At 68.0% G+C, this 12,857-nt stretch carries 14 protein-coding genes; 9 read left to right on the top strand and 5 right to left on the bottom strand.

Going from position 1 to position 12,857, the window contains the following annotated elements:
• Positions 1-5: 5 nt before the first annotated feature.
• The 4 genes from ABZ345_RS34340 to ABZ345_RS34325 are packed head-to-tail and all read right to left on the bottom strand — an operon-like array spanning position 6 to position 3,904.
• Positions 6-971 (bottom strand): ferredoxin--NADP reductase, encoded by a 966-nt coding sequence (locus ABZ345_RS34340; protein WP_359858159.1) that lies wholly within the window; start codon positions 969-971, stop codon positions 6-8.
• Positions 964-1,203 (bottom strand): hypothetical protein, encoded by a 240-nt coding sequence (locus tag ABZ345_RS34335; protein WP_359858157.1) that lies wholly within the window; start codon positions 1,201-1,203, stop codon positions 964-966. Before ABZ345_RS34335 ends, ABZ345_RS34340 begins: the two co-directional genes overlap by 8 nt.
• Positions 1,200-2,336: a Rieske 2Fe-2S domain-containing protein gene (locus tag ABZ345_RS34330; RefSeq protein WP_359858154.1), complete on the bottom strand. Its 1,137-nt coding sequence runs from the start codon at positions 2,334-2,336 to the stop codon at positions 1,200-1,202. Before ABZ345_RS34330 ends, ABZ345_RS34335 begins: the two co-directional genes overlap by 4 nt.
• Positions 2,333-3,904, bottom strand: a complete 1,572-nt coding sequence (locus ABZ345_RS34325) for an FAD-dependent oxidoreductase (RefSeq protein ID WP_359858151.1) — start codon at positions 3,902-3,904, stop codon at positions 2,333-2,335. The genes ABZ345_RS34330 and ABZ345_RS34325 overlap by 4 nt, the downstream gene beginning before the upstream one ends.
• Before the next feature lie 127 nt (positions 3,905-4,031).
• Here ABZ345_RS34325 and ABZ345_RS34320 point away from each other — a divergent pair, with 127 nt between their 5' ends.
• Genes ABZ345_RS34320 through hsaB form a run of 8 tightly spaced genes read left to right on the top strand, consistent with a single transcriptional unit; the run spans position 4,032 to position 11,535 of the window.
• Positions 4,032-5,492 (top strand): FAD-binding protein, encoded by a 1,461-nt coding sequence (locus ABZ345_RS34320; RefSeq protein ID WP_359858149.1) that lies wholly within the window; start codon positions 4,032-4,034, stop codon positions 5,490-5,492.
• Positions 5,486-6,256, top strand: a complete 771-nt coding sequence (locus ABZ345_RS34315; protein WP_359858146.1) for a 2-keto-4-pentenoate hydratase — start codon at positions 5,486-5,488, stop codon at positions 6,254-6,256. The genes ABZ345_RS34320 and ABZ345_RS34315 overlap by 7 nt, the downstream gene beginning before the upstream one ends.
• Positions 6,257-6,266: 10 nt before the next feature.
• Entirely contained in the window at positions 6,267-7,145 is an 879-nt protein-coding gene (locus ABZ345_RS34310; RefSeq protein WP_359858143.1) for an acetaldehyde dehydrogenase (acetylating), read from the top strand.
• The gene (dmpG, locus tag ABZ345_RS34305) at positions 7,111-8,121 is read left to right on the top strand and encodes a 4-hydroxy-2-oxovalerate aldolase (RefSeq protein WP_359858140.1); all 1,011 of its coding nucleotides are present in this window, start codon (positions 7,111-7,113) and stop codon (positions 8,119-8,121) included. Before ABZ345_RS34310 ends, dmpG begins: the two co-directional genes overlap by 35 nt.
• Positions 8,118-9,284, top strand: coding sequence for a 3-hydroxy-9,10-secoandrosta-1,3,5(10)-triene-9,17-dione monooxygenase oxygenase subunit (hsaA, locus tag ABZ345_RS34300; protein ID WP_359858137.1), 1,167 nt, complete (start codon positions 8,118-8,120; stop codon positions 9,282-9,284). Before dmpG ends, hsaA begins: the two co-directional genes overlap by 4 nt.
• A 9-nt stretch (positions 9,285-9,293) precedes the next feature.
• On the top strand, positions 9,294-10,103 hold the full coding sequence (gene hsaD / locus ABZ345_RS34295; RefSeq protein ID WP_359858135.1) for a 4,5:9,10-diseco-3-hydroxy-5,9,17-trioxoandrosta-1(10),2-diene-4-oate hydrolase: 810 nt from the start codon (positions 9,294-9,296) through the stop codon (positions 10,101-10,103).
• Entirely contained in the window at positions 10,103-11,002 is a 900-nt protein-coding gene (hsaC, locus tag ABZ345_RS34290) for an iron-dependent extradiol dioxygenase HsaC (RefSeq protein ID WP_359858132.1), read from the top strand. Before hsaD ends, hsaC begins: the two co-directional genes overlap by 1 nt.
• The gene (gene hsaB, locus ABZ345_RS34285; RefSeq protein ID WP_359858129.1) at positions 10,969-11,535 is read left to right on the top strand and encodes a 3-hydroxy-9,10-secoandrosta-1,3,5(10)-triene-9,17-dione monooxygenase reductase subunit; all 567 of its coding nucleotides are present in this window, start codon (positions 10,969-10,971) and stop codon (positions 11,533-11,535) included. Before hsaC ends, hsaB begins: the two co-directional genes overlap by 34 nt.
• Here hsaB and ABZ345_RS34280 read toward each other — a convergent pair.
• Positions 11,521-12,336, bottom strand: a complete 816-nt coding sequence (locus tag ABZ345_RS34280; RefSeq protein WP_359858126.1) for a class I SAM-dependent methyltransferase — start codon at positions 12,334-12,336, stop codon at positions 11,521-11,523. The genes hsaB and ABZ345_RS34280 overlap by 15 nt on opposite strands.
• A 42-nt stretch (positions 12,337-12,378) precedes the next feature.
• Between ABZ345_RS34280 and ABZ345_RS34275 the strand changes: the two genes are divergently transcribed.
• Entirely contained in the window at positions 12,379-12,768 is a 390-nt protein-coding gene (locus ABZ345_RS34275; protein ID WP_359858123.1) for a helix-turn-helix domain-containing protein, read from the top strand.
• Positions 12,769-12,857 lie beyond the last annotated feature (89 nt).

The following is a 12,857-nucleotide window of genomic DNA, read 5'->3' as shown; positions in this document are numbered from 1 at the left end:
GCCCCTCACTCGTAGGTGATCTTCACCGTGTCGGTGACCGGAACCGACTGGCACGCCAGCACGATGCCGTCGGCGATGTCCTCGGAGTCGAGCACGTCGTTGTTGAGCATCTTGACCTCGCCCTCGACCAGCCGGCACGCGCACGCGCTGCACGCACCCTCCCGGCACGAGTAAGGCGCGTCGAGGCCCTTGTCCAGCAACAGGTCGAGCAGCTTCTGCCGCGCGGGCCACGGGAACCGGTGCTCGACGCCGTCCAAGGAAACCTCGACCACCGCGTCCGGCCGGTCGTCCACCACAGCGACAACGTCCGAGAACGGATCGCTCGACAACGACACGAACTTCTCGACGTGCACCACCGGAACGTCGTGCAAGGCCTTGCGCGCGGCCTCCATGAACGGCCCAGGCCCGCACACGAACGCCTCGTCGCACTCCCGTACAAACGCCCGCAACGCCCCCAGGTACGGCAATCCCTGCACCGACTCCAGCCAGTGCACGACCGTCAGCCGATCGGGATGCGCCCGAGACAGTTCGTCGAGCTCGCGAGCGAAGATCACCGAGCTCTCGTCGCGGTTGGCGTAGAACAAGAACACCCGCCCGGACGCGGCCAGCACCGACTTGATGATCGACATGACCGGCGTGATCCCGCTGCCCGCCGCGAACGCCAGCAGCGACCCGTCCACCGAGGCAGGGGTGAACACCCCGGCCGGTGCCAGGACGTCCAACTCCATGCCGACGCACAGCTCGCGACACATCCAATGCGACCCGTACCCGTCCGGCGTCCGCTTGACCGTGATCTTCAACGGTTCACCCGGCGCGCTCGACAGGGAGTAGCAGCGCGCCACGTCACCCGCGCGCACGGTCAGGAACTGCCCAGGGCGCGGCGAGAAGTCCGCGCCCGACAGCACGAACGAGCGCGCGTCGGCGGTCTCCTCGATCACCTCGTCGACTCGCAACCGGTGCACCTCAGCCATCGGCGACCTCCAGCGTCCCATCGCGCACGGCCTTCTCGATGCTGTCCCGCAGCCGCAGGCACGTCCGCATGAACGCCGACCGCGGCCCGCACAGCTCAGGACAGGTGCTCGTGTCGGACAACCACTGCACGCTCGTGTGCTGCGGGCTGTTCTTCTTCACCAGCACCCGGTTCCCGCAGTCACATGCCACGGGAGCCATGCCGCCGACGAGGAACTCGTCCCGCTCGTTCATGACTGCTGAGGCGCCGGTTCTTTTTTGGCGAGGTTCTCGGCGACCTCCTTCTCCCACACCTCGACCGCGCGGCTCGTGTCGACCTCGAACTCGAAGCGCCGCACCATGTCGTCGGTGACGTCCTCCACGTCGACGTAGAACTGCTCGTACCAGCGCCGCAGCTGGTAGACCGGCCCGTCCTCCTCGCACAGCAACGGGTTGTCGATCCTGGTCTTGTTCTGCCAGATCTCCACGTCCTGCAGGAACCCGACCCCGATGCCGCGCGCGAACTTGTGCGCGATCTTGTCGGCGTGCTCGTCGGACACCCCGGGCAGTTTCTTCACGATCGCGCCCCACTGCAACCGGAACGACGTGGGCGAGATCGGGTAGTGGCAGTTGACCAGCACGGTCTCGATCTCGATGCCCTTGTAGTCGTTCCACAGGTAGTCGATCATGTACGACGGCCCGTAGTACGAGGCCTCGGACCGAACCTCGACGTCACCGGTGTAGTTCGAGCCCATCGCGACGTCCGGTCGTCCGCGCGTGGTGAGGTACTGCGAGGCGACGTGGCCTTCCATCACGTTCTTGAAGTAGGTCGGGAACGCGAAGTGGATGTAGAAGAAGTGGGCCATGTCGACGACGTTGTCGATGATCTCGCGGCAATTCGCGTTGTCGATCACCACCGAGTCCCACGTCCAGTTGCTCCACTCGCCGCTGAACGCCGCGTCGATGCGCGGGATCGTCACGTGCTCCGGGGGAGGGTTGCCCTGCGGGTCGTTCCACACGAAGAGCTGCTTGTTCTCCTCCAGCGTGATCCACGACCGGGTGCGCGCCCGCAACGGAACCCTTTTGGCGTAAGGGATCTCGACGCACTTGCCGTTGCCCGCCCAGCGCCAGTCGTGGAACGGGCACGCGATGGCGTTGCCCTTGACCGTGCCCTGGGTGAGGTCACCGCCCATGTGCCGGCAGTACCCGTCGAGCACGTTGAGCGTGCCGTCCTCGGTCCCGAACACCACGAGCTTGGTGCCGAACGCCTCCACGGCGTGGGGTTTGCCGTCGCGGAAGCTGTCGGCCAGTCCGAGGCAGTGCCAGCCGCGCGCGAACCGTGCGGGAGGCGCGCCGCTGTCGATCGTCCGCACAGCGTCCTGCGTCATGACATTCCTCCAGTGATGTCGAGTCCGGCGAGATAACCGAACGTCATCGCCGGTCCGAGAGTGGCGCCGGCACCCGCGTAGGTGTGGCCCATCACGGACGCCATGGTGTTGCCCGCCGCGTACAGGCCCTCGATCACCGAACCGTCCTCGCGCAGCACCCGCGCGTGGGTGTCGGTTTTGAGCCCGCCTTTGGTGCCGAGGTCGCCGGGCACGATCTTGACCGCGTAGAAGGGGCCGGTGGTCAGGGGAGCGAGGTTGGGGTTCGGGTGGTTGCGCGGGTCGCCGTAGTAGCGGTCGTATGCGCTGTCACCGCGGCGGAAGTCGGTGTCCTTGCCGTCGACGGTCAGCGTGTTGAACCGGCGGACGGTGTCGATGAGCTCGGGCAGGTCGGCTTCCTGCGCGAGCTCTTCGAGGCTGGGCGCGGTGAGCACGGTGTCCTTCCAGCGGCGCGGCAACGGCCTGCGCGGAGGTATGCCGCAGAACGGGTAGCGGCTGCGGTAGTTGTGGTCGAACACCAGCCACGTCTTGCCGTTCATCGCCTTCACGACGTCGATGTAGGGCGCGGCCTCGTTCACGAACCGCTGGCCGGTGCTGTTGACCAGCACACAGCCGGGCAGCGAGCGTTCGGCCAGCAGGAAGAACGGACCGCGCGGCAACGGAACCGACGGGCCCCACCAGGCTTCGTCCATCAGCCCGACGGCCGCGCCTGCCCTCATGCCTGCTTCGATGCCGTCGCCGGTGTTGGCCTTGGCACCGACTGTCCACTCCGTACCGATGTCCTGGTGCTGCTTGCGCAGCTGTTCGTTGTTCTCGAACCCTCCGGACGCCAGGACGACGTGTTTCGCCAGGATCAGCTTCTCGCCGACGAGAATTCCGGCGATCCGGCCGTTCTCGTAGTGCAGGTCGGTCATCGCGGTGTTGAGGCGAACCTCGACGTTGAGCGCCTTGAGTCCGGCCCGCAGTCCGGCGGCGAGAGCCTGGCCCATGGTCAGCCGGCTGCCCGGCAGGAACCGGCGGGCGAAGACCTTCACGGCGGTGAGCAGACCGCGGGGATGCCTGCCGATCAGCGTCAGCCACCTGTAGTCGGTCTGGGTGATCACGATGCCCGCAGGCGTCGGCACGTACGGCGGCTCGAGGTCCTTGATCTCCTCGCCGAGCAGAGTCGTGTTGAACGGCAGGGGCTCCACCGAGCGGCCGCGCGGCTGTCCGCCGGGCGCCTCGGGGTAGTAGTCGGCGTAGTCGCGGACCCAGCGGAACTTCAGCGGTGTGTGCGCGACGACGAACGCGAGCATCGCGGGTCCGGCGTCCAGGAAGGCCTCGCGGAGGTCCGCGGGCACGTCCGCGGCGATGTGCTCCAGGTAGGCGCTGGCCTGCTCGGGCGAGTCGGGTCGTCCGGCCGCGGCGACGACGTGGTTGTTGGGCACCCAGATGCCTCCGCCGGACCGCGCTGTCGAGCCGCCGAAGTGCTCGGCCTTCTCGACGACGAGGGTGCGCAGGCCGTGCTGAGCGGTGCAGAGCGCGGCTGTCATGCCTGCCGCGCCGCTGCCGACGACGATCACGTCGTACATCGCACCTCCCAGGAAGTCAGACTAGAACAGGTTATAGTTCTGGGGCGCTTTGGCGCTATGGTGTAGGAGTTCCAGGCAAGTCGACTCGCTGAGAACACGTTCTGGGAACCTGTTTCTGGAGGGTTGCGTGGAAGTCACCGCTGACGTGGTCGTCATCGGCTTCGGTGCGGCCGGCGCGTGCGCCGCCATCGAAGCCGCGGCGGCCGGTGCGTCCGTGGTGGTCCTGGACCGGTTCACCGGCGGTGGCGCCACGGCACTCTCCGGTGGCGTCGTCTACGCGGGTGGTGGGACGCGGCAGCAGGTCGAGGCCGGCGTCGCCGACACGCCCGAAGCGATGTTCGAGTATCTGAAGCACGAGGTCCGGGACGCGGTCTCGGAGGCGACGCTGCGGCGGTTCTGCGAGGACAGCGCCAAGATGCTGGCCTGGCTGGAGGACCAGGGCGTGCCGTTCGACGCGAGCCTGTGCCCGTTCAAGACCTCGTACCCGACCGACGACTACTACCTGTACCAGTCCGGCAGCGAGGACGCCTGGCCGAACCCGGCCCCGCGCGGGCATCGGGCGAGGGCGAAAGGCACGTCCGGCAAGGCTTTCTTCACCCGGTTGGCGGAGGCGACCCGACGGGCGGGCGCGCGGATCATGCCGCAGACCCGTGCTCAGGAGCTGATCACGACCGACGGCCGCGTCACGGGCGTGCGGTGCCGGACTCTCTCAGGACTTCCACGCGCTGTGCACGGGGCGTTGACGAGGGCCGGTGCCAAGCCGTGGATCTACTACCCGCCGCTGGGCAGGAGGCTGTTCGGGCTGGCAGCGTGGCTGGAACGCCGCTTCGGGCGTGCGGTCGTGATCAACGCCCGGCAAGGTGTCGTCATCTCTGCCGGCGGGTTCATCGCCGACCGGAAGATGGTGCACGAGCACGCGCCGGCGTATCGCGGCGGGCTCGCGCTGGGCACGCCCGGTGACGACGGCGGCGGGATCCGGCTCGGCATCGCCGCTGGTGGCAAGGCCGCGCGGCTGGACAAGGTCTCGGTGTGGCGGTTCGTGACGCCGCCCAGCGCGTTGCAGCGCGGGGTCCTCGTCGACTCCGGCGGGCAGCGGTTCGGTGATGCGACGCGGTACGGCGCGGCCATCGGGAACGAGATCGTCGAGCGCGGCGGCAAGGCGTGGCTGCTGATCGACGACGACATCCTCCGGGTCGCGCGGGCCCAGGTCAGGACGCAGACCGCGCGGTTCCAGAAGTGGCAGGTCCGGTACTTCCTGAACCGCGGCAGGGTCACGGCGCCCACGGTGGAGGAAGTAGCGGCCAAGGCGGGAATCGGGACGCCCGAACCGTTCGGGACGCCGCCCTATTCGTTGATCAACGTGTCGGTGCGGGCCGGCTTCGGTTACCCGTGCCCGATGCTGACGCTCGGCGGGCTTGTCGTCGACGAGGAAACCGGTCAGGTGCAAGGAGTTCCCGGCTTGTACGCAGCGGGCCGATCCGCGGTCGGGGTGTGTTCGGAGTCCTACGTCAGCGGGCTCGCACTCGCCGACTGCGTTTTCTCAGGCCGCCGCGCCGGGCAGAGCGTGGTTGAGGAGGCCAGGTGCTGACGATCCAGAAGCGGGAGGCGGCCGCCGAGCTGCTGCGCGTGGCGGAACGGGACCGCGTGCCGATCAAACCGCTGGTCGAGCTGTATCCGGAGATCGACGTCGTGGACGCGTACGAGATCCAGCTGCTCAACGTCCGGCACCGCAACCGCGACGTCATCGGCCACAAGGTCGGGCTGTCGTCGTTGGCGATGCAGCAGATGATGGGCGTCGACGAACCGGACTACGGCCACCTGCTCGACGACATGCAACTGGCCGGAACGGCGGACGCGTCGGCGTATCTGTACCCGCGCGTCGAGGTGGAGATCGCGTTCCTCCTGGCTCGCGATCTGCCCGGTGACGGGTGCACGGTCGAGGACGTGCTGCACGCGACCGAGTTCGTGGCGCCGGCCATCGAGCTGATCGACAGCCGGATCGAGAACTGGCGGATCGGCCTGCAGGACACCATCGCGGACAACGCGTCGTCGGCCGGGTTCATGCTGGGTTCCGATCGGGTGCGACCGTCCGAACTGGACGTCGGCGCGGTGGCAGCAACCTTGCGCCGCAACGGTGAAGTGGTCGCCGAGGGACGTGGCGACGCGGTGCTGGGTGATCCGGCGATCGCGGTGGCGTGGCTGGCGCAGAAGGTCGCCTCGTTCGGTGTCCGGCTGCTGGCGGGCGACATCGTGCTGCCGGGATCGTGCACGCGGGCGATCGACGCGCGGCCCGGCGACGAGTTCCACGCCGAGTTCGCCGGACTTGGTTCTGTCGACTTGAAGTTCGAATAGAGGTGACTGGGTGAAGGCGGCCATCGTCGGGTCCGGCAACATCGGCACCGACCTGCTCTACAAGCTCCTGCGCTCCGAAGTGCTGGAACCTCGCTGGATGGTGGGCATCGACCCGGCCAGCGAGGGGCTCAAGCGCGCGGCGTCGCTGGGCCTGGAGGTGTCGGTCGACGGCGCGGAGTGGCTGCTGCGTCAGGACGAGCTGCCGGACATCGTCTTCGAGGCGACGTCCGCGGCGGTGCACCGGGCCAACGCGCCGCGCTACGCGGAGGCGGGGACCCGGGCGATCGACCTGACACCGGCGGCGGTCGGGCCGTACGTGGTGCCGCCGGTGAACCTCGGCGAGCACCGGGACGCGCCCAACATCAACCTGATCACGTGCGGCGGTCAGGCCACGATTCCCATGGTGCACGCGGTTTCCCGCGTCGTTCCGGTGTCGTACGCGGAGATCGTCGCGAGCGTGGCAAGCGTCTCCGCGGGACCGGGGACGCGGGCCAACATCGACGAGTTCACCCGCACGACGAGCCATGGCATCGAGGCGATCGGCGGAGCTGCGCGCGGCAAGGCGATCATCGTGCTCAACCCGGCGGACCCACCGATGATCATGCGGGACACGATCTTCTGCGCGATTCCCGACGACGCCGATCCGGATCCGATCACGGACTCGATCGCCCGGATGGAGACCGACATCCGGTCGTACGTCCCGGGATTCCGGCTGCTGCGCGAACCGCAGTACGACGCTGGCCGGGTGGCGATCTTCGTGGAGGTCGCGGGAGCGGGCGACTTCCTGCCGGAGTACGCCGGAAACCTCGACATCATGACGGCCGCCGCGACCAAGGTGGGGGAGGAGATCGCCCGTGCAGCTCAGGTTGACCGACACGTCACTGCGTGACGGCTCGCATCACAAGCGCCACCAGTTCACGGTTGAGGACGTCCGCTCGATCGTGGCGGCCCTCGACGGCGCCGGTGTGCCGGTCATCGAGGTGACACACGGCGACGGGCTGGGCGGGTCGTCGTTCAACTACGGCTTCAGCCACACCCCCGAACAGGAGCTGATCAAGGTCGCGGTCGAGACGGCCACGCAGGCCAAGATCGCCGTGCTCATGCTTCCCGGCGTCGGCGTGAAGGACGACATCCTGATCTCGCAGGACAACGGCGCTTCGATCGTCCGGATCGCCACGCACTGCACCGAAGCGGACGTCTCCGTGCAGCACTTCCAGTTGGCTCGTGAGCGCGGGCTGGAGACCGTCGGCTTCCTGATGATGGCGCATTCGCGGCCGCCCGAGGCGTTGGCGAAGCAGGCGCGGATCATGGCCGACGCGGGCTGTCAGTGCGTCTACGTGGTCGACTCGGCCGGAGCCCTTGTGCTGGAACAGGTTTCCGAACGGGTCGAGGCACTGGTCGCCGAACTCGGTGACGACGCGCAGGTCGGGTTCCACGGGCACGAGAACCTCGGCCTGAGCGTCGCGAACTCCGTTGCCGCGGCACGGGCGGGCGCGAGGCAGATCGACGGCAGCGTGCGTGGATTCGGGGCGGGCGCGGGAAACACGCCGCTGGAGGCGTTCGTCGGCGTGTGCGACAAGCTCGGGTTCGAGACCGGCGTCGACTTCTTCAAGATCGTGGACGCGGCCGAGGACGTCGTCCGGCCCGTCATGCCCGACGAGTGCCTGCTCGACCGGATGGCGCTGATGATGGGCTACGCGGGCGTCTACTCCAGCTTCCTCAAACACGCGTACACGCAGGCCCAACGCTACGGCGTCTCTGGCGCGCAGATCCTCGTCCGCGCGGGCGAACGCAAGCTCGTCGGCGGGCAAGAGGACCAGCTGATCGACATCGCACTGGAGCTGAGCAGGGAGAAAGTCCGATGAGCGAGGAAATCCTCGGCAAGGTGCGGGACCTGTTGCCCAGCCTGCGGGAACGCGCGGCAGAGGCGGAGGAGCTGCGCAAGGTGCCGCCGGAGTCGGTGAAGGCGTTGCAGGAGACCGGGTTCTTCCGGATGTTGCAACCCGTGCGGTACGGCGGCTTCGAGTCGCATCCGCTCGACTTCTACACCGCCGTCAAGCTGATCGCGAGCGCGTGCGGGTCGACGGGCTGGGTCGCGTCGGTGCTGGGCGTGCACCCTTGGCACGTCGGGCTGTTCGACGTGCAGGCCCAGGAAGAGGTGTTCGGCGAGGACCAGGACACCCGGATCTCGTCGTCGTATGCGCCGACGGGCCGTGCGACGCCGGTCGAGGGCGGGTTCCAGTTCAGCGGCAAGTGGAGCTTCTCCTCCGGCTGCGACCACGCCACGTGGGTGCTGCTCGGCGGCCTGGTGATGAACGACGAGGGCAAGCCCGTCGACTTCCGCACGTTCCTGCTGCCGATTGCCGACTACACGATCAACGACGTCTGGGACACGGTCGGGCTGCGGGGCACGGGCAGCAACGACATCGTGGTCGAGGACGTGTTCGTGCCGGAACATCGGGCGCTGAGCATGATGCACACCGCGCGCTGCATCTGCCCTGGTCAGGACGTCAACCCCGGGCCGTTGTTCCGCATGCCGTACGGCACGATCCACCCGTACGCGATCACTGCACCGATGATCGGCATGGCTGTTGGGGCGTACGACATCCACGTCGGCGCGACTCGTGAGCGCGTCCGGGCGGCTTACCTCGGTGAGAAGTCGGTCGACGACCCGTTCGCACAGGTGCGGATCGCCACGGCGGCCAACGACATCGACACCGCGTGGTGGCAGCTGGAGAAGGACATCAACGACGAGTGGGAGCACGCCGTCGCCGGCACGAAGATCCCCGTCGACCTGCGGCTGCGGGCGCGTCGCGACCAGGTTCTGGGCAGTGCGCGGGCGATCTCCGCGATCGACAGGCTCTTCGAGAGCGCGGGCGGCAAGGCGATCAACCAGGGTTCGCCGTTGCCGCGGTTCTGGCGTGACGCGCACGCCGCACGCGTGCACGCGGCCAACGACCCGGAGCGCGTGCTGGTGCTGTACGGCAAGAACGAGCTCGGCATCCAGGTCCGCGACGGGTTGTGGTGAGGGAGTGCTGTGAAGGTTCGGTTGCACTACCACGAAGCCGGTACGGACCATTCTGAAACGCTGGTCCTGCTTCACGGCGGCGGACCTGGCGCGTCGTCGCTGAGCAACTTCGGCCGCAACATCCCGGTGTTCGCGAAGTCGTTCCGCGTGCTGGCCGTCGACCTGCCTGGGTACGGCCAGTCCGACAAGCCCGCGGAGCACGACCAGTACTTCACCTTCGCGGCAAGGGCTTTGAACGACCTGCTCGACGATCTGGGCGTCGAGCAGGCGCACATCCTGGGCAACTCGCTCGGAGGCGGCACCGCGGTCCGGTTCGCGCTGGACCACGGAAAACGAGCGGGCAGGCTCGTGCTGATGGGGCCGGGCGGGTTGTCCCTCAACGTGTTCTCGCCGGATCCGACGGAGGGCGTGCGCAAGCTCAGCGCGTTCGCCCGGACGCCGACGCGGGAGAAGATCGAGGAGTTCCTGCGGATCATGGTGTTCGACCAGTCGCTGGTCACCGACGAGCTGATCGACGAACGGTTCGAGGCCGCTCGTCAGCCGGAGTCGTTGCGCGCCATGGTGGCTTTGGGCAAGTCGTTCGCCGGGCCGGACTTCGAGCAGGGGATGCTCTGGCGCGAGGCTTACAAGCTGCGCCAGCGGGTGCTGCTGGTATGGGGCCGCGAGGACCGGGTCAACCCGCTGGACGGCGCGTTGCTGGCGATGAAGCTGATCCCGCGGGCACAGCTGCACGTGTTCGGCGGGTGCGGGCACTGGGCGCAGCTGGAGAAGTTCGACGAGTTCAACCGGCTCGCTCTCGACTTCCTGACGGAGGCGTGATGGGTATCCGTTCTCTGGGGTATCTCCGGATCGAGGCCACCGACATGGACCGGTGGCGCGAGTTCGGGTTGAAGGTTCTCGGCATGGTCGAGGGCAAGGGCTCCACCCCTGGTGCGTTGTACCTGCGGATGGACGACTTCCCGGCCCGGCTGGTGATCGTGCCGGGCGACGCTGATCGTTTGCAGGCGTCGGGCTGGGAGGCTGCGACTGAAGCCGAGCTGGAGGAAGTGGCGAAGAGGCTGGCTTCGGCTGGTGTTTCCTACGTCGAGGGCACGGCCGAGGACCTGGCCGAGCGTCGCGTGAACGGGCTGATCCGGTTCGAGGACCCGTCCGGCAACACGCTCGAGGTGTTCCACGGCGCCGCTTTGGAACACCGGCGGGTGGTCTCTCCTTACGGCCACCGCTTCGTGACCGAGGAGCAGGGCCTCGGTCACGTCGTGCTGTCCACCTCGGACGACGAGGCCGCGCTGCACTTCTACCGGGACGTGCTCGGGTTCCGGTTGCGGGACTCGATGCGGCTGCCTCCGCAGTTCGTCGGCCGTCCGGCTGACGGACCGCCCGCGTGGCTGCGGTTCTTCGGCTGCAACCCGCGCCACCACAGCCTGGCGTTCCTGCCGATGCCGACGCCGAGTGGGATCGTGCACCTGATGGTCGAGGTCGAGAACACCGACGACGTGGGTCTGACCTTGGACCGGGCGATGCGGCGCAAGGTGCCGATGTCGGCGACCTTGGGCAGACACGTCAACGACCTGATGCTGTCGTTCTACATGAAGACACCCGGTGGGTTCGACGTCGAGTTCGGCTGCGAGGGACGGCAGGTGTCCGATGAGGACTGGATCGCACGCGAGAGCACGGCGGTGAGCCTGTGGGGACACGACTTCAGCGTGGGCCAGAAGTAGCCCGCTATCGTTCGGTTCTCGGCCACTTCTGCACCGGGGTGACCGTGGTGACCGGCATGTCTTCGGACGGCCCGGTCGGGTTCGCCTGCCAGGCTTTCGCGGCCCTGTCGCTGGATCCGCCGCTCGTGCTGTTCTGTCCACAACGGACTTCGCGCAGCTGGGCGGCGATGGCGTCGGCGGGCTCGTTCTGCGTGAACGTGCTGGCGGAAGACCAGAAAGACGTCTCGGCCGTGTTCGGGCGAGCGGGCGAGGACAAGTTCGCCTCCGTGGCGTGGACACCGTCGAGCACCGGTTCTCCTGTGCTCGACGGCGCCCTGACCTGGGTCGACTGCCAGGTGTCAGCGGTGCACGAGGCCGGTGACCACCACATGGTCATCGGCTCGGTGGTCGAGCTCGGGCCGACACGTGACGCGCAGCCGCTGCTGTTCTACCGCGGCCGCTACGCCGCGCACGCCGAACTGGACACGCGCGGCTGGTCGGGCGAGGTTCTCGACAACCTGCTCACGTGGCAACGCCAGTCAGAGTGGCACTGACGCCGTGATCTGCCAGCAGGCGGCCGGCATCCGCACCTCGTCACCGTGCACGAACTCGTCGAACGCGCCACGGACGTCGTTGATGACCCGTTCGGGCTCCTCGGCGAGCTTGAGCGCACGGGCGATCGGTCCGAGGTTGCTCAGGTACGGCACGAGCAGCTTCTCGGGCATCGTGCAGATCCGGTCCACCGGCTCGATGACGACTCCGCCCCACCCGCTCTGTTCGAAGAGCATCCTCGTGCTGTCGGCGTCGGCGAGTGAGAACGGTCCCGGCCCATTCGGGTCAGGCGGCGGCGCGTCGGGCAACAGCGACGCGGCGGCCTGGGACGCCGTGGTCATGAACGGGTTCTCCTCCGCCGTCCGCCACGTGATGAAGCACAGCTCACCGCCGGGCGTGGCGGCGCGCAGCAGGTTGCGGAAGGCGGCCACCGGGTCGTCGAAGAACATGACCCCGAACCGCGACACGATCAGGTCGAACGTCTCGTCGAACGTGTGCACCTGCGCGTCGGCGACCACGAACCGCACCTTGCCGCGTTGCTCGGCCCCGGCGATCATCGTCCGCGAGATGTCGAGCCCGACGCACTCCGGACCGTCCCCGAGAGCGTCGGCGATCGCCCTGGTCACCGCACCCGTGCCGCATCCGACGTCGAGCACCCTGTCCCGCGGCCGCTCCAGCGCCTTCTGCGCGAGCACCTCCTCGAACGGCCGGAGCACCAGGTCCACGATGGCCTGCGCCTTCGCCCAGCCCTCACCCGCCGCGTTCCACCACTCGGCCTGTTCGCTGTTGACCTCTGATGTCATGCTCCCACCGTCCTACTTCAAGTCGGCTTGAGGTCAAGTGTCGTGGACGAACTCGAAATCGGCATCGGAGAGGTGGTCCGCCGCTCCGGCGTGCCCGCCTCCACCCTGCGCTACTACGAAGAACGCGGCCTGATCACCTGCGTGCGCCGCCGTGGCCTCGCCCGTGTCTTCTCCACGACCGTGCTGGAGCAGCTGGCGTTGATCGCGGTGTGCCGCTCGGCCGGGTTCTCGCTGGAGGAGATCCTGCTGATGTTCGCTCCGGACGGCCGGCCCAGCCCGAACCGCGCGATGCTGGCGGCGAAGGCGGACGAGCTGGACGCGACGATCCGCAGGCTCGCGTCCATGCGGGACGACCTGCGGCACGCGGCGGCCTGCCCGGCACCGTCCCACCTGGAGTGCCCGTCGTTCCGGCGAGTGCTGGGTCGGGCTTAGAACTCCTAACAGAATGATCTTGGAATACTGTTGATCAACCGCGTGTTGACCTTGGTGTGAGGAAGGGCGAGCAGCTCCCCTGGATCGTG

Origin of the sequence: Lentzea sp. NPDC005914, assembly GCF_040629405.1 — a bacterium.
Taxonomy (GTDB): domain Bacteria; phylum Actinomycetota; class Actinomycetes; order Mycobacteriales; family Pseudonocardiaceae; genus Lentzea.
This window is presented reverse-complemented; position numbering and strand designations above follow the sequence as displayed.

Excerpts from the sequence above, each read along its gene's own strand:
- ABZ345_RS34340 (WP_359858159.1), bottom strand. The coding sequence starts at position 971 with ATGGCTGAGGTGCACCGGTTGCGAGTCGACGAGGTGATCGAGGAGACC.
- ABZ345_RS34335 (WP_359858157.1), bottom strand. The coding sequence starts at position 1,203 with ATGAACGAGCGGGACGAGTTCCTCGTCGGCGGCATGGCTCCCGTGGCA.
- ABZ345_RS34330 (WP_359858154.1), bottom strand. The coding sequence starts at position 2,336 with ATGACGCAGGACGCTGTGCGGACGATCGACAGCGGCGCGCCTCCCGCA.
- ABZ345_RS34325 (WP_359858151.1), bottom strand. The coding sequence starts at position 3,904 with ATGTACGACGTGATCGTCGTCGGCAGCGGCGCGGCAGGCATGACAGCC.
- hsaA (WP_359858137.1), top strand. The coding sequence starts at position 8,118 with ATGAGCGAGGAAATCCTCGGCAAGGTGCGGGACCTGTTGCCCAGCCTG.
- hsaC (WP_359858132.1), top strand. The coding sequence starts at position 10,103 with ATGGGTATCCGTTCTCTGGGGTATCTCCGGATCGAGGCCACCGACATG.
- ABZ345_RS34280 (WP_359858126.1), bottom strand. The coding sequence starts at position 12,336 with ATGACATCAGAGGTCAACAGCGAACAGGCCGAGTGGTGGAACGCGGCG.